The sequence below is a fragment of the Amycolatopsis australiensis genome (assembly GCF_900119165.1).
In the GTDB taxonomy this organism is placed as follows: Bacteria; Actinomycetota; Actinomycetes; order Mycobacteriales; family Pseudonocardiaceae; genus Amycolatopsis; species Amycolatopsis australiensis.
The window spans coordinates 9,065,468-9,085,194 of record NZ_FPJG01000006.1 but is presented as its reverse complement, the minus strand read 5'-3'; the positions used below and the strand labels follow the sequence as shown (position 1 = coordinate 9,085,194).

Genomic DNA, 19,727 nt, shown 5'->3' with positions numbered 1-19,727 from the left:
CTCGGTGCGTGCAGGGCGTCAACGTTAGCCGGTCAGCGGAAGGCGCCGTTCGCGACGACGATCAGCAGGACGTCCAGCGCGATCACCAGGTATCCCAGGATGATCGCCTGCAGCGCGACACCCTGCCCCACCGCTTCGCCGCGCTTCGCCTTGTTGCGGGCGACGTGGCCGACGACGACGGCCGCCACGGCCACGATGAGGTCCGGGAAGAGGACGAACATCGCGGCGAAGTGGCCCGGGGCGATGACCACGACGGCCGCGAAGAAGCTCACGAAGAGACCGAAGAGCGAGCACATGAGCGCCCCGAACGCGAGCCCCGCGCTGCGGGTGGGGCGCGCCGGGCCGCCGGGGTGCCCCCGAGGTCGGCTCATGATCCCCCTCCCCTCCGCCCCGCACTCTACGGCGCGGAGCGTGAGCGCCCTCATAGCAGGGTTGCCGGATTGCGGTCATACTCACCGGTAACCCAGCGCCGGGAGCCGGCGTCGAATCCGGAAAGGGAGCCGTGATGGCCCGTCTCGCCCAGACCGCCGGCCTGACCGACGTGCAGCAGGAGATCCTCGCCACCGTCCGCCAGTTCGTGGACAAGGAGGTCATCCCGCACGCCCAGGAGCTCGAGCACGCCGACACCTACCCCGCCGACATCGTCGAGGGTATGAAGGAGATGGGCCTGTTCGGGATCACCATCCCCGAGGAGTACGGCGGGCTCGGCGAGTCGCTGCTGACCTACGCGCTGGTCGTCGAGGAGATCGCGCGCGGCTGGATGAGCGTGTCCGGCGTGATCAACACCCACTTCATCGTGGCGCACATGATCTCCCGCCACGGCACGGAAGCGCAGAAGCAGCACTTCCTGCCCCGGATGGCCACCGGCGAGGTGCGCGGCTCGTTCTCGATGTCGGAGCCGGACCTCGGGTCGGACGTCGCCGCGATCAAGACCCGCGCCCGCCGCGATGGCGACGGCTACGTCATCGACGGCTCGAAGATGTGGCTGACCAACGGCGGCTCGTCGAACCTGATCGCGCTGCTGGTCAAGACCGACGAAGGCGCCGAGAAGGCGCACCAGAACCTGACGACGTTCCTGGTCGAGAAGCCGGAGGGCTTCGGCGAGGTGGCGCCCGGGCTGACCATCCCCGGCAAGATCGACAAGATGGGCTACAAGGGCGTCGACACGACCGAAGCGGTCTTCGGCGGCTTCGAGATCGGCGCGGACAAGGTGCTCGGCGAGGCGCCCGGCAAGGGCTTCGCGTACATGATGGACGGTGTCGAGGTCGGCCGGGTGAACGTCGCGGCGCGGGCGTGCGGCATCGCCATCCGGGCGTTCGAGCTGGCGATCGAGTACGCGCAGCAGCGCAAGACGTTCGGCAAGGCGATCGCCGAGCACCAGGCGGTGGCGTTCAAGCTGGCCGAGATGGCGACGAAGGTCGAGGCGGCGCACCTGATGATGGTGAACGCGGCGCGGCTCAAGGACTCGGGCGAGCGCAACGACGTCGAGGCCGGCATGGCGAAGCTGATCGCGTCGGAGTACTGCGCCGAGGTCACGCAGGACGCGTTCCGGATCCACGGCGGCTACGGCTACTCGAAGGAGTACGAGATCGAGCGGCTCATGCGCGAGGCGCCGTTCCTGCTCATCGGCGAGGGCACGAGCGAGATCCAGAAGACGATCATCAGCCGTGGCCTGCTGCGCGAATACAAGTCCCGCTCCTGAGCCACCACGGCGCCCCAATGCGGCCTTGGTTGCGTTGAGGGTGGTGGCGGGGGCATGGATGGAGCACCCAAGGCGGCCTTCGGTGCGTCTGACGCACCGAAGGCCGCCTTGGGTCGCTCGGGTCCGGGCGGTCGATTGTCGATACGGCGACAAAGCGGCTCGGGCTTTCGGGGTAAGCGGCTCGCACGGTCCGGTCGTTCTTGACAAGATGGACGCCCAGACCCACGAGTGCGCAGGTGATGATGGTGAGTAGTCCCTTCGGCGGCAGCCGGGCGCCCCAAGGCCTGCCGCGGCTGCCGACGCCGCCGACCGGCTGGCCGATCGGGTCGTACGCGACCTACGAGGAGGCGCAGCAGGCCGTCGACTTCCTCGCCGACAGCGAGTTCTCGGTCGGCGACGTCACGATCGTCGGTGTCGACCTGATGCTCGTCGAGCGCGTCATCGGGAAGCTGTCCTGGGGACGCGTGCTCGGCACCGGCGCGGTGTCCGGCGCCTGGTTCGGCCTCTTCGCGGGGCTGCTGCTGGGGCTGTTCGTCAACCAGGGCTTCGCGCTGCAGCTGCTCACCGGGCTCGTGCTGGGCGTGCTGTCCGGGCTGATGTTCGCCGCCATCGGCTACAGCATGTCGCGCGGGCGGCGGGACTTCTCCTCGGCGAGCCAGCTGGTGGCCGGCCGCTACGACGTCCTGTGCCAGCCGCGCTCCGCCGAACGGGGCCGGGAGCTGCTCGCGAAGCTCGCCCTCAAACCGCCGCCCGCGCACTCCTGAAAACGCCGCCTTTATCAGGGGAAAATCACAGTTCAGTCTGCAGTGGGCTGAATCGTTACCGATACTGCTTGCGGGGTGTGATCGCCCGGCATAAGTTGTCCGACACCAGTCGGGCGGCCTCGCCCAACCAGCGCGGCGGCCCGAGCACTAGCACGTCGGGGTGCTGGCGCGGTTCGCCTCATCGCGTCGTGGTGCCTCCGGGCGCCGCGGTATCCGGCGTGCACGCGGGTGAGGAGGCCTTATGGGGAAGAGGATCGGTGCGGGCAAACGGGGACGCTCGCCCGGCCGTACCGCGGTCCTGCTGGGGGCAGGGGCACTGGTGACCGGCATGCTCGCCGGTTGCGGCTCGGGTGGCGGAATGAAGATCAACGTCTACTACGCGCCCGAAGACAGCTTCCAGAAAGTCGTGGACAACTGCAACAAGGCGGCGAACGGCCGCTACGAGATCGTCTACAACAAGCTGCAGCGCGGCGCGGACGACCAGCGCCTGCAGATGGCCCGGCGGCTCGCCGCGGGCGACACCGCGATGGACGTCCTCGGCCTCGACGTGACCTGGGTTTCGGAGTTCGCCGAAGCCGGCTGGGTCGAGGAATGGACGGGCGAGCACAAGGCCGAGGCGACGCAGGGCGTCCTGCAGGGGCCGCTGGACACGGCGACCTACAACGGGAAGCTCTACGCGGCCACGAAGAACACCAACGTCCAGCTGCTCTGGTACGACGACCGCATCACGCCGACGCCGCCGAAGACCTGGGACGAGATGATCGCCAAGGCCAAGGAGCTCAAGGCGCAGGGCAAGCCCTACAGCATCGTGTTCACCGGCGCGCAGTACGAAGGCCTCGTCGTCTTCTACAACACGCTCGTGAACTCGATGGGCGGGCACATCCTGTCCGACGACGGCAAGTCCGTGGTGCTCGACGACGGCGCGGTCAAGGCGCTGGCGCTGCTGAAGACCATCGCGTCGTCGGGGATCACCGACCCGTCGCTGACCAACTCGAAGGAGGACGACGTCCGGCAGACGTTCCAGCGCGGTGACGCCGCGTTCGAGCTGAACTGGCCGTTCGTCTACGCCTCCTACGCCAAGGAAAAGCCGCAGGACGTCTCGCACTTCAAGTGGGCCGTCTACCCGGAGGCGAAGCCGGGCACGCCGGCCAAGACCACCATCGGCGGCTACGACCTCGCGGTCAGCTCGCTGTCGCAGCACAAGCCCGAGGCGTTCGAGGCGGCGCTGTGCCTGCGCAACGCCGACAACCAGAAGTTCTCGGCGATCAACGACGGCGTGCCGCCGACCATCGAATCGGTGTACCACAACGACACGCCGCTCGACCCGTCGAAGCCGGCGAGCGCCGACAACCCGAACATGGCGCTGAAGTACCCGATGCGCGACTCGATCATCGACGCCATCAAGGACGCCGCCGTGCGCCCGCTGACCCCGGCGTACCAGAACATGTCGACGGTGATGTCGAAGGTGCTTTCACCGCCGGCCGGCATCGACCCGAAGGCCACCGCGGACCGGCTGCGCGAGCAGCTCAACGACGCGCTCCAGTCGAAGGGAGTGATCCCGTGACCGTTCAGGACTCGACCCCGGCCGACACCGCCGGGGCCACGGTCGCCAAGGAGGCGACGTCGCACAAGAAGGGCAAGCCCGCGCTCTCCGAAGGCAAGAAGGCCGAGCGGCGGCTCGGGCTGTGGCTGTGCGCGCCCGCGTTCATCGTGATGATCGCGGTCACCGGCTACCCGATCCTCTACTCGATCTGGCTTTCGCTGCAGCGGTACGACCTGCGGTTCCCGTCGCAGCAGAAGTTCGTCGGCTTCGACAACTACGCGGCCGTGCTGTCCAATTCGTACTGGTGGACCGCGTTCGGCACCACGATGTTCCTGACCGTCGTGTCGGTGGCCATCGAGTTCGTGCTCGGCATGGCGCTGGCGCTGATCATGCACCGGACGCTCGTCGGCCGCGGGCTGGTGCGCACCGTCGCGCTGATCCCGTACGGCATCGTCACGGTCGTCGCGGCGTTCTCGTGGTACTACGCGTGGACGCCGAAGTACGGCTACCTGGCGAACGCGCTTTCGGACGGCGCGGCGCCGCTGACCGACCAGTGGCCATCGCTGTTCATCATCATCCTCGCCGAGGTGTGGAAGACCACGCCGTTCATGGCGCTGCTGCTGATGGCCGGCCTGGCGCTGGTGCCGGATGACCTGCTCAAGGCCGCGGCGATGGACGGCGCGAGCGCGTGGCAGCGGTTCACGAAGGTGATGCTGCCGGTGATGAAGCCGGCGATCCTGGTGGCGCTGCTGTTCCGCACGCTCGACGCGTTCCGGATCTTCGACAACATCTACGTGCTCACCGGGGGCGCGCAGGACACCGGGTCGGTGTCCATGCAGACCTACGACAACCTGGTCAAGGGGCTCAACCTCGGGATCGGGTCGACGATGGCCGTGCTCATCTTCATCACGGTGGCGCTGATCGCGTTCATCTTCATCAAGGTGTTCGGCACCGCGGCACCGGGCTCGGACAACGGGGGTAAGCGCTGATGGTGATGGGAACCGTGACGACGGGCCGCAAGCTGCGCTGGGGCCTGGTCGACATCCTCGTGCTCGTGTTCGCGCTGGTGCCCGTGCTGTGGGTGCTCTCGCTGTCGTTCAAGACCAAGGACACCCTGGCCGACGGCAGCTTCATCCCGCAGTCGTGGACCTGGCAGAACTACGCGGACATCTTCGAGACGTCGGAGTTCGTGCGGGCGCTGGTCAACTCGATCGGCATCGCGCTGATCTCCACCGTGATCGCGGTGGTGCTCGGCACGATGGCCGCGTACGCGATCGCGCGGCTGGACTTCCCCGGCAAGCAACTGCTCGTCGGGCTCTCGCTGCTGATCGCGATGTTCCCGCAGGTGTCGCTGGTGACGCCGCTGTTCAACATCGAGCGGAACCTGAGCCTGTTCGACACGTGGCCGGGCCTGATCCTGCCGTACATCACGTTCGCCCTGCCGCTGTCGATCTACACGCTCTCGGCGTTCTTCCGCGAGATCCCGTGGGAGCTGGAGAAGGCGGCGAAGATGGACGGCGCCACGCCGGCCCAGGCGTTCCGGCGGGTGATCGCGCCGCTGGCCGCGCCGGGCGTGTTCACCACCGCGATCCTGGTGTTCATCTTCTGCTGGAACGACTTCCTGTTCGCCATCTCGCTGACGTCGACCACGGCGTCGCGCACGGTGCCGGCGGCGCTGTCGTTCTTCACCGGGTCCTCGCAGTTCGAGGACCCGACCGGGCAGGTGTGCGCGGCCGCGGTCGTGATCACCATCCCGATCATTGTGTTCGTGTTGTTCTTCCAGCGTCGCATCGTGGCGGGGCTGACCTCCGGTGCGGTGAAGGGGTAGCGCTATGGCAGAGATCGTGCTCGACAAGGTGTCGAAGAAGTACCCCGACGGCGCGCTCGCGGTGTCCGAAGTGGACATCACCATCGCCGACGGCGAGTTCATCATCCTGGTCGGCCCGTCCGGCTGCGGGAAGTCGACCACGCTGAACATGGTGGCGGGCCTGGAGGACATCTCCTCCGGTGAGCTGCGCATCGACGGCCAGCGCGTCAACGAGAAGGCGCCGAAGGACCGGGACATCGCGATGGTGTTCCAGTCCTACGCGCTCTACCCGCACATGAGCGTCCGGGAGAACATGGCCTTCCCGCTGCGGCTGGCGAAGGTCGACGACAAGACCGTGCGGGCGAAGGTCGAGGAGGCGGCGAAGATCCTCGACCTGACCCAGCACCTGGACCGCAAGCCGGCCAACCTCTCCGGTGGCCAGCGGCAGCGCGTCGCGATGGGCCGGGCGATCGTCCGCAGCCCGAAGGCGTTCCTGATGGACGAGCCGCTGTCCAACCTGGACGCCAAGCTGCGTGGCCAGATGCGGACGTCGGTGTCGAAGATCCAGAAGCAGCTCGGCACGACGACGCTGTACGTGACGCACGACCAGACCGAGGCCATGACGCTGGGCGACCGGGTCGTGGTGCTGCGGGCCGGGTACGTGCAGCAGATCGGCTCGCCGCAGTTCCTGTACGACAACCCGGCGAACCTGTTCGTGGCCGGGTTCATCGGCTCGCCGTCGATGAACTTCGTCCCGGCGACGCTGGAGAACAACGAGCTGAGGAGTGCGCTCGGCACGACTCCGCTGACCGACCGCGTCCGGCAGCTGGTGGAGAAGGCGAACGCGCCCCGCGACGTGATCGTCGGCATCCGGCCGGAGCACTTCGAGGACGCGGCGCTGGTCGAAGCCGGCCAGAAGGCGGGCGGGGCGACGTTCACCGCGCACATCGACGTCCTGGAGTCGATGGGTTCGGAGAAGTTCGCGCACTTCACGGTGGAGGGCGAGGCCGCCACCGCCGAGGAGCTGGCCGAACTGGCCGCGGACAGCGGGTCCGCGGACGTGCCGGGCGCCGAGTCCCAGATCGTCGCGCGGCTGTCGGCGGAGTCGTCGGCGAAGGAGAACGCGGACCTCGAAGTCTGGTACGACGCGGACAAGATCAAGCTGTTCGACCCGTCGAACGGCAAGAACCTCACCTACGAGGACTGACCCGCGCGTCCGGTCGTGAGTGGGAAACGGGGTTAGGACGCTGTTTCCCACTCACGACCGGTTCAGGCGTGGGGCAGGCGCGGGAAGATCGACGCGGCCGCGGCGCGGGCGTGGGCGCACGTGGCGTCGTTCGCGGTGCCGGCGGTCTCGACGACGCTGATCTCGGCCAGCTCGCGGCGGCCCGGCAGTCCCGGCGCCGGTTGCGTCGTGTCGATCAGGCAGAACGCGCCCGCCGTCCGGAGCCGGGCTTCGCGGCCGCCCACCGTCTCGGCCGGGCGTGCGTCCTCGTCGGTCTCGACGGTCAGCTTGAAGCTCACCTTGCCGCGGATGCAGCTGTGCCCGGACAGCCCGGTCGCCGGCCGGCTGTCGGCGCCCGCCGCGTCGTCGAGGTCGTGGGTGTCCAGCAGCGCGCACGGCGCGACGAGGCCCCACGAGCGTTCCGGGAACTTCAGCCGGCCGACCTTGTTCGCCGTGACGACGCCCAGGACCGAGCCGACGGCCGCGTCGGCGACGCCACAGCGTGCGGCCTGGTCGTCGCTGGTGTCGCTGACCGACAGGTCGAGCCGGTTGCCGTCGGCGAAGGTGATCGCGCGGGTGCAGGCGGTGCGGTCGTTGAACATCGACTGCTGGACCGCGACGCCGTCGGGCACCGGCCCGGGGTAGGCGTAGGGCCTGATGTTCGGATCGGAGTCGAAGGCCAGCGGCCCGACGAGGATCGTGCGCGCGCCGAGCCGGGCCTGGCAGGTCTCGAACGTCGGGCTGGCGACGGCGCCGGGAGCGACCGCGGGCACGTCGAGCAGGCTGCAGTAGTCGACGGTCGCGAAGTCGCCCAGCGCGGCGGACGAGGTCAGCGGCGTGGGCCCGGACGACGGCTCGGGCGCGGCCTGGGTGTTCGCGCAGGCGGCGAGCAGGGCGCAGAGCATCGCGACGGCCAATGCCTTCAGACGCGGGTACACGGGGAGCAAGTATCACCACATCGGCGGGAAAAACCAGCCCTGACGGGGAGATCTCTCATTATTTTCCCGCTGGCCGCGGCGGAATGTGCAGGTCAGCGCGGCGCGGTCCGTTTTCCTGAGTTTCGCCTGAGGTTTCGAACGGTTTTCGCTTTTACCGTCCCCTAAGGGAGCGATCCGTCCCGGGAGCGATGCGGAAGCGGGTACTCCGGTGGTGAAGTGGGGATATCGGAACTTCGAGGAAAGGGAAAAGACGATGAGCGCACCGGTCACCAGGAGGGCACTGTCCCGCCCGCGCCACGGCCGCATGATCGGCGGCGTCTGCGCGGGTCTCGCGCAGCGGTTCGGCATGAAGCCGAACACGGTACGGCTGCTGGCCGTGCTGTCCTGCCTGCTGCCCGGGCCGCAGTTCGTGGCGTACCTGATCCTGTGGGCGGTCATCCCGTCGGAGTGAACGGCTTGGCGCGCGGCGGGAAGGTGACCGCGCAGGGGCTGGGCCGGCGGGGCCTGGCGCCGCGCCCGCCCCTGGTGGCTGCCCGTCAGGGGCGCCAGCAGGACATCGCCTCGTCGACCTCGTTCATGTCCAGGGGCGGGTGGGCCAGCTCCGACGGCTTGCCCGGCTTCGCGCGCAGTCCGTCGAGGAGCATGCCCAGGCAGCGGCGCCACAGGTCCGGCTCCACCGCCGACGTGAACTCGATCACCGAGCCGATCATCATGTGCAGCAGCGGGGTGTCCGTCGGGGCGAAGTCGGCGCGCAGGCCGCCCGCCGCCTTGGCGCGCTCCACCAGCTTTGTGATCAACGGCACCATGCGGGCTTTCGCTTCCGCGACGTGCTCGTGGCCGAACCTGTTCGACAGCATGATCTCGCGCAGCCCGCGGTCGCCGGAGTGCAGCTCGATCGACTTCCACGTGAAGTCGACGAACGCCTGCCACGGGTCCTCGGCCTTCAGCGCTTCTTCGGCGAGCTCGCCGATTTCCGCCATCCGCTCCGCGAACATGGCCTCGACCAGGTGTTCCTTGCTGGGGAACCGGCGGTAGACCGTGCCGACGCCGAGGCCGGCGTGGTGCGCGATGTCGTCCAGCGTGGCTTCGAGCCCGCGGCGGCCGAACACCTCGCGGGCCGACGCGAGGATGCGACGGCGGTTGAGTTCAGCGTCACGCCGCAGCGGCCGCGCCGGTGCGGCGGGACCAGCGTCCCGTGCCATGTCCTCCAGTCTACCGCTTGAAGTAGAGGCACTATCTCCGGTTCTTGTGTACCTTGGGTCGCGTAAGGGGAGATACCTACTCCACATAGTGTCTTGATCACTTTCTGTGAGGACCTCCATGACCGAGTCCACGCTCGCCGTCGCGCCGCCGGGGGACGCGCGCGCCGGCGAAAACCCCCACCACGCCAGACGCTGGCTCATCCTGGTGATGATCGGCATCGCGCAGCTGATGGTCGTGCTGGACGCGACCGTCGTGAACATCGCGCTGCCCTCGGCCCAGGTCGACCTGGGCTTTTCCAACGACGCCCGGCAATGGGTCGTCACGGCGTACGCGCTGGCGTTCGGCAGCCTGCTGCTGCTCGGCGGCCGCCTCGCGGACGTCTTCGGCCGCAAGAACGCCCTGCTCGTCGGCCTGGCCGGGTTCGCCGCGGTCTCCGCGCTCGGCGGCGCGGCGAGCAACATCGAGATGCTGCTGGTCGCCCGCGCGGCCCAGGGCGTGTTCGGCGCGCTGCTCGCGCCGGCCGCGCTTTCGCTGCTCACCACCACCTTCACCGACCCGAAGGAACGCGGCCGCGCGTTCGGCGTGTTCGGGGCCATCGGTGGTGGCGGCGCGGCGGTCGGCCTGCTGCTCGGCGGCGTGCTCACCGAGTACCTCGACTGGCGCTGGTGCATGTTCGTCAACATCATCTTCGCCGTCGTCGCGTTCGCCGGCAGCTCGATCCTGCTGCGCAACCAGAAGGACGGCGGCCCGCGCCCGAAGCTCGACCTGCCGGGCACGGTCACCGCGTCAGCCGGCCTGTTCGCGCTGGTCTACGGCTTCGCGAACGCCGAGTCGGACTCGTGGTCGGCGGTGTCGGTGTGGGGCTTCCTCGCCGCCGGCGTCGTGCTGCTGGGCGTGTTCGCGTGGCTGCAGCAGCGCGTCTCGCACCCGCTGCTGCCGCTGCGCGTGCTCCTCGACCGCAACCGCGGCGGCTCCTACCTGGCGATGTTCCTGCTCGCGATCGGGATGTTCGCGATCTTCCTGTTCCTGACGTTCTACGTGCAGCAGAACCTGAAGTTCACGCCGATCGAAAGCGGCATCGGGTTCCTGCCGATGGTCGCGACGCTGATGCTGTCGGCGACCACGGCCACGGCCGTGCTGCTGCCGCGGTTCGGCCCGCGGCCGCTGGTCCCGACCGGCATGGCGATCGCGGCCGTCGGCCTGTTCTGGCTGAGCGGCATCGGTCTCGAGAGCACGTACGCCTCCGGCGTGCTTGGTCCGCTGCTGGTGATGGGCTTCGGCATCGGCCTGGCGATGGCGCCGGCGATGAGCGTCGCGACGTTCGGCGTCGAGGCGCACGACGCGGGGGTCGCGTCGGCGGCGGTCAACACGATGCAGCAGGTCGGCGGCTCGATCGGCACGGCGCTGCTGTCGACACTGGCCGGCAACGCGGCGACGTCGTACCTTGCGGGCAAGGTCCCGACGCCGCGGCTGGCGGCCGAAGCGGCGATCGAGAGCTACACGACGGCGTTCTCCTGGGCGGCGGCGATCTTCCTGGCGGGCGCGGTGCTCAGCGGCCTGCTGCTGCGCCCGGGCGTCCCGAAGGGCGAGGCGGCGCCGGGCGCGGTGCACCTGTAGTTGAACCTCCCCGGCCCTCCGCGCACTAGTAAGAGTGACAACGTGCGAAGGAGGGCCGGTGGGGGCTTCGCGAGATCTCGACTTCAGCGAGTACTTCGCCGCGCGAGTACAGCGGTTCCGCCGGGTGGCGTTCGCCCTGTGCGGGGACTGGCACGCGGCCGAGGACCTGGTCCAGGCCATGTTCGTGCAGCTGTACCGGCGCTGGCGGCGCGTCCGGCCGGACACGGCCGACGCGTACGCGCGGCGCATCCTCCTGAACCTGTTCCTGGCCGGGCGACGCACCGCGGCCCGCGAATACGTGACGTCTTCGCCGCCGGAAACGGAGTCACCCCCGGGCCGCGACAGTCACGTCCGGCTCGACGTGGAGCGCGCCCTTTCGGACTTGACGCCGAGGCAGCGCGCGATGGTCGTGCTGCGGTTCCTCGAAGACCTCCCGGTGGCGGAGGTGGCGTCGCTGCTCGGCGTCGCCGAAGGCACGGTCAAGTCCCAGACGGCCCGCGGGGTCGAAGCCCTGCGCGCCGTCCTGCCCGCGCCGACGACGGAGGAGTGGTGATGGAAGACGTCCGGGCTGCCTTGACGACGTACGTGACCGAAGGCGAACCCCCGATCGGCCTGTCCGGCGAAGCGGTGCTGGCCGCGGCCCGCTCGTCGCGCCGGCGGTACCTGCTCACGAGCGCGGTCGCGCTGGCCGTGGTCGTGCTCGCGCTCGGGCTGGCCGTGGTCGTGCTGCCGCGCCGCGGCGACGTCGCCAGCTCGCCGTGCCCCGCGGAAACGGCCACGCGTGCGCAGATCACCGAACGGCTCAGCTGTCTCGTCGGCAACGCCGTCCGGTCGCTGCTCGACCCGGGCGTGCGGATCTCGCGGCTGACCATCCCGGGCGAGACCCCGCCGCCGGACCCGTTCCGCCTGATCGCCGACCCGGCGGGCGACGCGCCTCGCGAGGCGTTGTTCCACATGGGCGTCCGGGTGACCGACGCGCGCGGGACCGGCTCGGTCTACGCCCTGATCCTGCCGACCGGCAACTCGGGCGGCCCGCCGTGCGGGTCACCGGAGGAGGTCGTGTGCCGCTCGGAGCAGGCGGACCAGGGCCACCTCTGGCTCTCGACGCTGGTCTCCGGCGACGTCGTGACCCACCGCGTGGCGCTGGCCGCGCCGGCCGTGTTCGTCCAGTTCTGGTCCACCAACAGCGGCGTGCTGGAGCAGAAGGACGTGCGGCTGCCGCGGCAGCGCCCGGAGCCGGTCCTGACGCTGGACCAGGTGCGGCAGCTGGCCCTGACCCCGGGCCTGGACTTCTAGCGGCTGCGCGCCCGCAGCGTCTCGATGACCTCGTCGTCCCAGCGGTGGGTGCGGATCAGCCGGTACCGCTCGGCGGCCACCCACATGTACGCCTCCGCGTCCGTCCGGTCGCCGATCATGCCCGCCTGCCGCAGCATGCCCACCACCGGGACGAACTCCTCGTCGAACCAGCGCTGGGCCACGCTCGCCCGGTCGCAGAACCTGCCCTCGTCCTGCATCAGCCGGAAGCCCCACGCCTCCACGTGCTCGCCCAGCTTCGCGTAGTCCCACGGGTCCGTCACGATCACCGACGCCCGCGCGTGGCCGGTCAGCGGCACGCGCTCCAGGAACAGCCGCCGGTAGTCCTTGACGATCAGGTCGCCGCGGTGCCGGATGCCGCTCGGGTCCAGCTTGGTCCGGACCACCGTCACGTATGCCTCTATTGTGGACAGTCCCTGGGCGAGCGCCACCGAGACGCGGTGGTGGCCGTCGATGATGAAGTGCAGCTCGCCGATCCGGTAGACCTCGATCGGCGGGATCTCCTCGCCGCGGCGGGCGGCCAGCGCCAGGCGCTCCCAGCGCTCGCGGACCCGGCCCGACGTCGGGCGGAAGCGGCGGTCGAAGTCGCGGCTGCGGTCGACCGTGCCGACGATCGAGTCCAGCTTGATCACCCGCAGCCCGATCCGGTGCTCGCCCTGGTAGCCGAGCGCCTCCACCACCTCGTGGAACGGCAGCATGATGTTGACGTCGTCGGGCTCGCGGCGCAGCCACGTGGAAAGCCGCGAGAGCACCTGGCCCCGGCGCGCGCGGAGGAAGTCGTTCTCCGCGTCGGCGCGGGGAAACCCCGTCTCTTTCATGAGAACTCCATGATCCGGTGGCCCACCACGTTGCGGATCCGGGTTTCGCCGACGACGCGGTCCGGCACCGGCTCGCCGTGGGGGTGGATGTGCCCGTGCAGCAGCCACTTCGGCCGCAGCACCTCGATCGTCCGGTGCAGGCACGCGAACCCGCGGTGCGGCGGGTCGTCCCGGTCACCCAGGTTCAGCGGCGGCGAGTGCGTCAGCAGGACGTCGACGTCGCGGCCGTCCCGCCAGCGCCGCAGCCGGGCCCGGCGCACCAGGCCGCGGGCGCGGCGGGCCTGCTGGCGCTGCGTCCACTGGTTCGGCCCGTCGTTGTAGCGGACCGAGCCGCCGAGCCCGGCGAACCGGAGCCCGGCGACGTCGACGACCCGGCCGTCGGCGTTGATGCCGCCCGCCGGGCCCGGCCAAGCCGCCGGGAAACCGTCCTTCATGGACAGCCCGCCGTAGCGCGTGTATCCGCTCAGGTCCGGGTCGTGGTTGCCCGGCACGAACACGCACGGCACGTCGAGCGCGCCGGCCAGGAAGGCGAGGTAGTCGTAGGGGAGGTCGCCGGCGCCGATGACGAGGTCGACGGCGACGGCGCGGACCGCGTCGGTCCACAGCCGCTCGTCGACCTCGTCGGAGACCACCAGCGCTTTCGGCACGCCCCCAGGGTACGACGCCCCGGCGTCACTTCATGCCGTGCGCGAACCCGGGGTCGGCGACGATGACGAAAGTGATGACGAAGATCCACAGCACGCTGAGCGCGAGCGCCCAGAACTTGAGGTTGGACAGCATGCGAGGCATCACGAACACTCCAGTGGGGGAAGAGAGGGGACCTATAGCCAGCCGTTCTTCCGGAATATTCGGTACAGCAACAGGCAGATCGCCAGGATCACGGTGATCACCAGCGGGTACCCGAACTTCCAGTGCAGCTCGGGCAGGTAGTCGAAGTTCATCCCGTAGATGCCGGCGATCATCGTCGGCACGGTGATGATCGCCGCCCACGACGTGATCTTGCGCATGTCGGTGTTCTGCTGCAGCGAGATCTTCGCGACGGTCGCGTCGACCAGTGTGGACAGCAGCTCGTCGAACGCCGCCACCCGCTCGGACACGGTCGTGAGGTGGTCGGCGACGTCGCGGAAGTAGGAGCGGACCTCGTCCGGCACCAGGCGCGTGTAGCCCTCGGCCAGCCGCTGGACCGGCGTCGCGAGCGGCATCACCGCGCGGCGCAGCTCGAGGACCTCCCGTTTCATCAGGTAGATCTGCTCGGCGCTGATCTGCGAGCGCGGCGCGAAGACCTGCGCCTCCATCACGTCGATGTCGTTCTCGATCCGGCCGGTGACGTCGAGGTAGTGGTCGACGACGTGGTCGGCGATCGCGTGCACGACCGCGGCCGGCCCCAGCTGCAGCCGCTCGGGGTCCTCGTCGAGCTCGCGGCGCAGCCGCGCCAGCCCGGAGTGGTTCCCGTGCCGGACGGTGATGACGAAGTCCCGGCCGAGGAACACCATCAGCTCGCCGGTCTCGACGATCTCGTTCGCCGTGGTGGGGGACTCGTGTTCGACGTACCGGACGGTCTTGACCACGAGGAACAGCGTGTCGTCGTAGCGCTCCAGCTTCGGCCGCTGGTGCGCTTCGAGCGCGTCCTCGACCGCCAGCTCGTGCAGCCCGAACGTCTCGGCGATGCCCTGGATCTGGTCGGCGTCGGGCTCGTGCAGCCCGATCCAGACGAACCCCTCGTGCCGCTTGCGGACCTCTTTGATCGCTTCGGTGTGGGTCCAGCGGCCGGGCAGGCGCTCGCCGCCGACGTACACCGCGCAGTCGACGACGTACGCGGACAGCGGCACCGGGACCGGCCGCACGGGGACGGTGCCCTTGTTGCCGCGGCCGCGCAGGCCGCCGAGCGAGGGAATGGCAGGCATGGGATCTCCTGGGCGTCGTGCGTTGGTCGTGCGAGACGACTGACCAGGGGCGGAACCGCGTCCGCCCGGCGACACCAGCGTTCCCGGGAAGGAAAGGCCTACCTGGAGAAGACCCGTGAGGTGGGAACGCTGGGACTACTAGGGAGCGGACTATCGCCACTACTCATCGGGGTTCCTCACCTCCTTCGGGCCGGGTGGAGAGTGGTGGGGCTCGCGTTGACGCGCGAGAACCAATGGTTGAGGGTACTCCTCACTACGGATGCGTGTCGTACCAGCCTCACGCGGTGTTACGCGACGGGAGATGACGAGTGCAGTTCGGTCGGTACTACGAGGAGTTCGAGGTCGGTGCGGTCTACAAGCACTGGCCGGGCAAAACGGTCACCGAATACGACGACCACCTGTTCTGCCTGCTCACCATGAACCACCACCCGCTGCACCTCGACGCGCACTACGCGGAGGAGACGACCGACTTCGGCAAGAACGTCGTGGTCGGCAACTACGTCTACTCGCTGCTGCTGGGCATGTCCGTGCCCGACGTCTCCGGCAAGGCCATCGCGAACCTCGAGGTCGAGTCGCTCAAGCACGTGAAGCCGACCTTCCACGGCGACACCATCTACGGCGAGACCGAGGTGCTGGACAAGACGCCGTCGAAGTCCAAGGACGACCGGGGCGTCGTGTACGTCGAGACGCGCGGCTACAAGCAGGACGGCACGATCGTGTGCACGTTCCGGCGGAAGGTGATGGTGCCGAAGCGCTCGTACGGGGAGACTCGGGGCGGGGAGCAGCCGGGCCGGCCGGTGCCGCACGAATGAGGCTCTGATGGACCTGGACCGGATCAAGGGGATCCTGCGCAAGTTCGCGGAAGTGGAGGCGCGCGGCGTCTCCCCGCTGTACGAGCACCTGGCGTCTCAGGCCGCGGAGGACGACGACGTCGCCGGGTTGCTGTCGGTGGCCCGCGACGGCGAGGCGCGCGGCACGCTGCTGATGGCCGCCGCGCACCGGCTGGTGCAGGCCGACCCGATCCACCCGCTGTCGCGGTACTACCCGTCGCTCGGCGGCTTCGACGGGGTCGACTCCGAGACCTGGCCGCTGTTCCGGTCGTTCCTGCTGGAGCGGGCGGACAAGGCGCGGGCACTGATCGCGTCGCGCTACACGCAGACCAACGAGGTCCGCCGGGCGGCGCTGCTGTACCCGGGCGTCGCGCGGGCGGCGAAGGAGGCGGGCGGCAAGGTCGCCGTGCTGGAGGTCGGCTGCAGCGCGGGGCTGTTGCTGGGCCTGGACCGGTTCGGCTACCGCTACCAGTGCGACGGCGGCGAGCAGCTGACGGCGGGTCCCGCGAAGGCCGCGGTCGGGCTGCACTGCGCGCTGGACCTGGCGCCGGGCGCGGTGGCGCCGAAGCTGCCGAAGAAGCTGGCGGTGCTCGACCGGGCGGGCCTCGACCGCGCGCCGGTGGACCTGTCGGACGAGGACGAGCTGGCCTGGCTGGAGGCGTGCGTCTGGGCGGACCAGCCGGACCGCATCCGGCTGCTGCGCACGGCCGCGGCCGAGCAGGCGAAGCACCGGCCCCGGCTCATCGCCGGGGACGGCGTGGACGACCTGCCGTCGGCGGCCGCGTCGCTGGACGGGCCGCTGGTGGTGGTGACGAGCCACGCGCTGGCGTACTTCCCACCGGAGCGCCGCGCGGCGTTCGTCGCGGCGCTGGCTTCGCTGGCGGAGTCCCGGCCGCTGTGGTGGGTGTCGGAGGAGTTCTACGGCGCGGGCCTGGACGTGGTGCTGCCGGGCCGGTCGGACCTGGTCGGCGGCGGGCTGGCGACGCTCGGCGTGGTGCGCTGGGAGAACGGGAGGCCGGAGGCCCACGCCCTGGCGCGGACCGCCCCGCACGGGCAGCGGATGACCTGGCTGCCGCTGTAGCGGCGGATCAGGCCCGCGGCAGGACGTTCCAGTCACGCAGCGTCACGTACAGGAGGTCCACCAGCTCCCCGGCCGCCTCCAGGGCCGACAGGTCTGCCGCATCGGACCAACGTGCCTCCGTGGCGTCGTCACCGGCCGTGAGGACGCCGCCCGTCGCCGCGCAGGCGTAGTCGTGGATCTCGAACCGGCCGCGGGTCACCGTGCCGACCAGTGTGCCCGGAATCACGTCCAGCCCGGTTTCCTCCCGCAGTTCGCGGACCACGGCCGCTTCGTCCGATTCGCCTGGTTCGACGCGGCCACCCGGCAGCGACCACTGCCCCGATCCGGGGTCGTGCGCACGCCGGATGAGCAGCAAGCGGCCCTGCGGGTCGAACACGATGCCGCCGACACAGCGGATCGTGGCGCGGGTGGGGACGTCCATGTCCCGAAGGGTAGACGGCGCCGAACTGAAAACCGATGTCCTGTACACGGAGAGTAGCCGTACGGTACACTTCGGACGGCGTGCTGACCCAAGCGCGGGACTTACCTCCCCTGCGCCTGTCCAGTGCGGTACAAGTTAAGTGCACTTGTCCGGTTGTCACCGTAAGAGACGGGATTTGATCGCGGTGAACGTGAAGAAGATTGCGGGCCTCGCCGGTATCGCGTTGGTGCTGTTCTTCGTCATTGCCCAGCCGGGCCAGGCGGCGGGCCTCGTCGGCAACATCATCCAGTTCCTGCGCGACTCGGCCGAATCGGTCATCACTTTCGTCAGCAACGTGTTCAAGGCCTGATCCGGGGCTACCCTCGAACCATGTTCGCGCCTCGCGACCCCGACGAGTACCTCCTCGACACCGAGCGGCGGGTCATCCGGATCCGCCGCCACTGGGCGGTGCTGCTGTGGGACACCTTCGAGGCGGCCGCGCTGCTGGCCGTCTGCGTCCTGGTGTCCTACCTGCTGCCACCGGCGCTGTACATCGGCCAGAACATCCTCTGGTACGTCGCGCTGCTCGTCGTCCTGCGGTTCGCCTACCAGGTGATGGAGTGGTGGGTCGAGCGCCTGGTGGTGACCGACAAGCGGTTCGTGATGACGACCGGGGTGTTCACCACCAAGGTGCTGATGATGCCGATCAGCAAGGTCACCGACCTCAGCTACGTGCGCACCGCGACCGGCCGCATGATGGGCTACGGCACGATGGTCGTCGAGTCCGCCGGCCAGATCCAGGCCCTCAACCGGATCGACTACCTCCCGCGGCCCGAAGAGTTCTACGACACGATTTCCGAGCTCGTGTTCGGCGACAAGCAGAAGCAGGCTGAGCGCTTCTCGATGATCAAGGCCCAGCGGGCCGCCCGGGGCAAGAAGCCCGTCGGCTGACCCGTCCCGCCTGTGACGCAGCGCATCGTCGACAATGGACACGATGCGCATCGACCTGCACGCCCATTCCACCGCCTCCGACGGCACCGACACGCCGGCCGGGCTCGTCGCCGCGGCCGCGAACGCCGGGCTCGACGTCGTCGCGATCACCGACCACGACACGACCGCCGGCTGGGCGCCCGCCGCCGAAGCGGTGCCGCCGGGCCTGACGCTCGTCCCCGGCGCCGAGCTCTCCACCGTGTCGATCGACCCCGAGACCGGCCGCCAGATCAGCGTCCACCTGCTCGCCTACCTCTTCGACCCGACGGCCGAAGCCGTGGTCACCGAACAGACCCGGCTGCGCGCCGAGCGCCGCACCCGGCTGCGCCGGATGGCCGAGCGGATGGCCGCCGACGGCCTGCCGATCGACATCGACGAGATCTTCGGCCTGCTGCCCGAGGACTCGCCGCCCGGCCGCCCGCACCTCGCGCAGGCGCTGGTCCGCGCCGGGCTGGTCACGTCCGTCGACGAGGCGTTCGCCGACTACCTCAGCCCGCGCCGCGGCTACTACGTCGCCCGCCGCGACACGCCGGTCGAGGAGGCCATCGACATGATCGCGGCGGCCGGCGGCGTCACGGTCATCGCGCACCCGTTCGCCTTCAGCCGCGGCGCCACGATCAGCGAGGACACCCTCGCCGAGCTGGCCGGGCGCGGGCTCACCGGTGTCGAGGCCGACCACCCGAACCACGACGCGGCGACGCGGGCCCGCACCCGTGAGCTGGCCGGCGAGCTGGGGCTGCTCGTCACCGGGTCCAGCGACTACCACGGCACGAACAAGACGATCCCGCTCGGCGAGTGCACCACCGATCCGGGGCAGCTCGAGGAGCTGGTGGCGCGCGCGACCGGGTTCCAGGTCGTGAAGGGCTGAGATGGCGATCGCCGACGTCTTCGACGCGAAGCTCTTCATGAGCGCGACGATCACCCTGATCGTCATCATGGACCCGCCCGGCACCGTGCCGGTGTTCCTCAGCCTGGTCGGCCGCAAGCCGATGGCGACGCGGGCGCGCGCCGCCCGGCAGGCCGTCCTGGTGTCGCTGCTGGTCATCAGCCTGTTCGCGGTCGCAGGCCAGGCGATCCTCGCCTACCTCGGCATCGGCATCCCGGCGCTGCAGGGCGCGGGCGGGCTGCTGCTCCTGCTGATCGCGCTGCAGCTGCTCACCAGCAACGGCCACGAGCCCGAGGCGGCGGCCGAGGACGTCAACGTAGCCCTCGTGCCGCTCGGCACGCCGCTGCTGGCCGGACCCGGCGCGATCGCCGCGACCATCGTGTTCGTCCGGCAGGCCGACGGGCACATCGGCGCGTACATCGCGCTGGCGCTGGCGATCGTCACGACGCACTTCGTGATCTACCTCTGCATGCGCTACTCCGGCGTTGTGATCCGGCTGATCAAGGAAAGCGGCATCACGCTGCTGGCGAAGGTGGCTGGTCTGCTGCTCGCGGCCATCGCCGTGGAGCTGGTCGCGAACTCCGTTCGCGGCTTCATCGCCGGCGGGAACTGACCCGCCACCCGGGTTGTCCTGCCGGACAGGATCCGCCCGGTTCGTTGACATCGTTGGCAGGCCTCCCGCAGCCTGAACCTCAGCGCAGCACT

23 protein-coding genes are annotated in these 19,727 nt (G+C 69.7%); 16 read left to right on the top strand and 7 right to left on the bottom strand.

The window, feature by feature from the left end; genetic code table 11:
- Positions 1-32: 32 nt before the first annotated feature.
- Complete coding sequence (locus BT341_RS43190; RefSeq protein ID WP_245805289.1) at positions 33-371, bottom strand: DUF4190 domain-containing protein; 339 nt, start codon at positions 369-371, stop codon at positions 33-35.
- Between the two features lie 134 nt (positions 372-505).
- Between BT341_RS43190 and BT341_RS43185 the strand changes: the two genes are divergently transcribed.
- The 6 genes from BT341_RS43185 to BT341_RS43160 all read left to right on the top strand — a co-directional run bounded on the left by BT341_RS43185 (position 506) and on the right by BT341_RS43160 (position 7,023).
- Positions 506-1,702 carry an acyl-CoA dehydrogenase family protein gene (locus BT341_RS43185; RefSeq protein WP_072481698.1) on the top strand — a complete coding sequence of 399 codons (1,197 nt, stop codon included), beginning with the start codon at positions 506-508 and terminating at the stop codon, positions 1,700-1,702.
- 239 nt (positions 1,703-1,941) lie between these two features.
- Positions 1,942-2,466, top strand: coding sequence for a YflT domain-containing protein (locus BT341_RS43180; RefSeq protein WP_072481697.1), 525 nt, complete (start codon positions 1,942-1,944; stop codon positions 2,464-2,466).
- Positions 2,467-2,707: 241 nt separating this feature from the next.
- Positions 2,708-4,030, top strand: coding sequence for an ABC transporter substrate-binding protein (locus BT341_RS43175; protein WP_072481696.1), 1,323 nt, complete (start codon positions 2,708-2,710; stop codon positions 4,028-4,030).
- Complete coding sequence (locus BT341_RS43170) at positions 4,027-4,998, top strand: carbohydrate ABC transporter permease (protein WP_072481695.1); 972 nt, start codon at positions 4,027-4,029, stop codon at positions 4,996-4,998. The genes BT341_RS43175 and BT341_RS43170 overlap by 4 nt, the downstream gene beginning before the upstream one ends.
- Positions 4,998-5,837 carry a carbohydrate ABC transporter permease gene (locus BT341_RS43165; protein WP_072481694.1) on the top strand — a complete coding sequence of 280 codons (840 nt, stop codon included), beginning with the start codon at positions 4,998-5,000 and terminating at the stop codon, positions 5,835-5,837. The genes BT341_RS43170 and BT341_RS43165 overlap by 1 nt, the downstream gene beginning before the upstream one ends.
- A 4-nt stretch (positions 5,838-5,841) precedes the next feature.
- The gene (locus tag BT341_RS43160) at positions 5,842-7,023 is read left to right on the top strand and encodes an ABC transporter ATP-binding protein (protein WP_072481693.1); all 1,182 of its coding nucleotides are present in this window, start codon (positions 5,842-5,844) and stop codon (positions 7,021-7,023) included.
- A gap of 62 nt (positions 7,024-7,085) precedes the next feature.
- Here BT341_RS43160 and BT341_RS43155 read toward each other — a convergent pair whose 3' ends face one another.
- Positions 7,086-7,979 (bottom strand): hypothetical protein, encoded by an 894-nt coding sequence (locus tag BT341_RS43155; RefSeq protein ID WP_245805288.1) that lies wholly within the window; start codon positions 7,977-7,979, stop codon positions 7,086-7,088.
- A 253-nt stretch (positions 7,980-8,232) separates the two neighbouring features.
- Between BT341_RS43155 and BT341_RS43150 the strand changes: the two genes are divergently transcribed.
- On the top strand, positions 8,233-8,430 hold the full coding sequence (locus BT341_RS43150) for a PspC domain-containing protein (protein WP_072481692.1): 198 nt from the start codon (positions 8,233-8,235) through the stop codon (positions 8,428-8,430).
- Positions 8,431-8,515: 85 nt separating this feature from the next.
- On the opposite strand, the gene BT341_RS43145 is transcribed toward BT341_RS43150, so the two are convergent.
- A complete protein-coding gene (locus tag BT341_RS43145; RefSeq protein ID WP_072481691.1) occupies positions 8,516-9,181 on the bottom strand; it encodes a TetR/AcrR family transcriptional regulator in 666 nt (221 codons plus the stop codon).
- A 118-nt stretch (positions 9,182-9,299) separates the two neighbouring features.
- Between BT341_RS43145 and BT341_RS43140 the strand changes: the two genes are divergently transcribed.
- From BT341_RS43140 to BT341_RS43130, 3 genes are read left to right on the top strand one after another with little or no spacing between them, the layout of a single operon-like run.
- Positions 9,300-10,799, top strand: coding sequence for an MFS transporter (locus BT341_RS43140; protein WP_072481690.1), 1,500 nt, complete (start codon positions 9,300-9,302; stop codon positions 10,797-10,799).
- Positions 10,800-10,857: 58 nt separating this feature from the next.
- The gene (locus tag BT341_RS43135; protein ID WP_072481689.1) at positions 10,858-11,352 is read left to right on the top strand and encodes a SigE family RNA polymerase sigma factor; all 495 of its coding nucleotides are present in this window, start codon (positions 10,858-10,860) and stop codon (positions 11,350-11,352) included.
- The gene (locus tag BT341_RS43130) at positions 11,352-12,095 is read left to right on the top strand and encodes a hypothetical protein (protein WP_072481688.1); all 744 of its coding nucleotides are present in this window, start codon (positions 11,352-11,354) and stop codon (positions 12,093-12,095) included. Before BT341_RS43135 ends, BT341_RS43130 begins: the two co-directional genes overlap by 1 nt.
- On the opposite strand, the gene BT341_RS43125 is transcribed toward BT341_RS43130, so the two are convergent.
- The 3 genes from BT341_RS43125 to corA form a co-directional block, all read right to left on the bottom strand.
- Positions 12,092-12,931 (bottom strand): chromosome partitioning protein ParB, encoded by an 840-nt coding sequence (locus BT341_RS43125; protein WP_072481687.1) that lies wholly within the window; start codon positions 12,929-12,931, stop codon positions 12,092-12,094. The two genes, BT341_RS43130 and BT341_RS43125, sit on opposite strands and share 4 nt — an antisense overlap.
- Entirely contained in the window at positions 12,928-13,578 is a 651-nt protein-coding gene (locus tag BT341_RS43120) for a metallophosphoesterase family protein (protein ID WP_072481686.1), read from the bottom strand. Before BT341_RS43120 ends, BT341_RS43125 begins: the two co-directional genes overlap by 4 nt.
- A 174-nt stretch (positions 13,579-13,752) precedes the next feature.
- On the bottom strand, positions 13,753-14,835 hold the full coding sequence (gene corA / locus BT341_RS43115) for a magnesium/cobalt transporter CorA (protein ID WP_072481685.1): 1,083 nt from the start codon (positions 14,833-14,835) through the stop codon (positions 13,753-13,755).
- 308 nt (positions 14,836-15,143) lie between these two features.
- Here corA and BT341_RS43110 point away from each other — a divergent pair, with 308 nt between their 5' ends.
- Positions 15,144-15,647: a MaoC family dehydratase gene (locus BT341_RS43110; RefSeq protein WP_072481684.1), complete on the top strand. Its 504-nt coding sequence runs from the start codon at positions 15,144-15,146 to the stop codon at positions 15,645-15,647.
- Between the two features lie 7 nt (positions 15,648-15,654).
- Positions 15,655-16,746, top strand: coding sequence for a DUF2332 domain-containing protein (locus BT341_RS43105; RefSeq protein WP_072481683.1), 1,092 nt, complete (start codon positions 15,655-15,657; stop codon positions 16,744-16,746).
- Between the two features lie 7 nt (positions 16,747-16,753).
- Here the strand turns inward: BT341_RS43105 and BT341_RS43100 are convergent, their stop codons facing one another.
- Positions 16,754-17,167 carry an NUDIX hydrolase gene (locus tag BT341_RS43100; protein WP_072481682.1) on the bottom strand — a complete coding sequence of 138 codons (414 nt, stop codon included), beginning with the start codon at positions 17,165-17,167 and terminating at the stop codon, positions 16,754-16,756.
- Positions 17,168-17,351: 184 nt separating this feature from the next.
- Here BT341_RS43100 and BT341_RS45040 point away from each other — a divergent pair, with 184 nt between their 5' ends.
- The 4 genes from BT341_RS45040 to BT341_RS43085 are packed head-to-tail and all read left to right on the top strand — an operon-like array spanning position 17,352 to position 19,635.
- On the top strand, positions 17,352-17,516 hold the full coding sequence (locus BT341_RS45040; RefSeq protein WP_177328713.1) for a hypothetical protein: 165 nt from the start codon (positions 17,352-17,354) through the stop codon (positions 17,514-17,516).
- 20 nt (positions 17,517-17,536) lie between these two features.
- A complete protein-coding gene (locus tag BT341_RS43095) occupies positions 17,537-18,097 on the top strand; it encodes a PH domain-containing protein (protein ID WP_072481681.1) in 561 nt (186 codons plus the stop codon).
- A 43-nt stretch (positions 18,098-18,140) separates the two neighbouring features.
- Positions 18,141-19,004: a PHP domain-containing protein gene (locus BT341_RS43090; RefSeq protein WP_425426458.1), complete on the top strand. Its 864-nt coding sequence runs from the start codon at positions 18,141-18,143 to the stop codon at positions 19,002-19,004.
- A gap of 1 nt (position 19,005) precedes the next feature.
- A complete protein-coding gene (locus BT341_RS43085; protein WP_072481679.1) occupies positions 19,006-19,635 on the top strand; it encodes a MarC family protein in 630 nt (209 codons plus the stop codon).
- Positions 19,636-19,727: the final 92 nt, after the last annotated feature.

Excerpts from the sequence above, each read along its gene's own strand:
- corA (WP_072481685.1), bottom strand. The coding sequence starts at position 14,835 with ATGCCTGCCATTCCCTCGCTCGGCGGCCTGCGCGGCCGCGGCAACAAG.
- BT341_RS43165 (WP_072481694.1), top strand. The coding sequence starts at position 4,998 with ATGGTGATGGGAACCGTGACGACGGGCCGCAAGCTGCGCTGGGGCCTG.
- BT341_RS43175 (WP_072481696.1), top strand. The coding sequence starts at position 2,708 with ATGGGGAAGAGGATCGGTGCGGGCAAACGGGGACGCTCGCCCGGCCGT.
- BT341_RS43150 (WP_072481692.1), top strand. The coding sequence starts at position 8,233 with ATGAGCGCACCGGTCACCAGGAGGGCACTGTCCCGCCCGCGCCACGGC.
- BT341_RS43125 (WP_072481687.1), bottom strand. The coding sequence starts at position 12,931 with ATGAAAGAGACGGGGTTTCCCCGCGCCGACGCGGAGAACGACTTCCTC.
- BT341_RS43180 (WP_072481697.1), top strand. The coding sequence starts at position 1,942 with ATGATGGTGAGTAGTCCCTTCGGCGGCAGCCGGGCGCCCCAAGGCCTG.
- BT341_RS43130 (WP_072481688.1), top strand. The coding sequence starts at position 11,352 with ATGGAAGACGTCCGGGCTGCCTTGACGACGTACGTGACCGAAGGCGAA.
- BT341_RS43105 (WP_072481683.1), top strand. The coding sequence starts at position 15,655 with ATGGACCTGGACCGGATCAAGGGGATCCTGCGCAAGTTCGCGGAAGTG.
- BT341_RS43095 (WP_072481681.1), top strand. The coding sequence starts at position 17,537 with ATGTTCGCGCCTCGCGACCCCGACGAGTACCTCCTCGACACCGAGCGG.
- BT341_RS43190 (WP_245805289.1), bottom strand. The coding sequence starts at position 371 with ATGAGCCGACCTCGGGGGCACCCCGGCGGCCCGGCGCGCCCCACCCGC.
- BT341_RS43140 (WP_072481690.1), top strand. The coding sequence starts at position 9,300 with ATGACCGAGTCCACGCTCGCCGTCGCGCCGCCGGGGGACGCGCGCGCC.
- BT341_RS43145 (WP_072481691.1), bottom strand. The coding sequence starts at position 9,181 with ATGGCACGGGACGCTGGTCCCGCCGCACCGGCGCGGCCGCTGCGGCGT.
- BT341_RS43085 (WP_072481679.1), top strand. The coding sequence starts at position 19,006 with ATGGCGATCGCCGACGTCTTCGACGCGAAGCTCTTCATGAGCGCGACG.
- BT341_RS43185 (WP_072481698.1), top strand. The coding sequence starts at position 506 with ATGGCCCGTCTCGCCCAGACCGCCGGCCTGACCGACGTGCAGCAGGAG.
- BT341_RS43100 (WP_072481682.1), bottom strand. The coding sequence starts at position 17,167 with ATGGACGTCCCCACCCGCGCCACGATCCGCTGTGTCGGCGGCATCGTG.
- BT341_RS43160 (WP_072481693.1), top strand. The coding sequence starts at position 5,842 with ATGGCAGAGATCGTGCTCGACAAGGTGTCGAAGAAGTACCCCGACGGC.
- BT341_RS43090 (WP_425426458.1), top strand. The coding sequence starts at position 18,141 with ATGCGCATCGACCTGCACGCCCATTCCACCGCCTCCGACGGCACCGAC.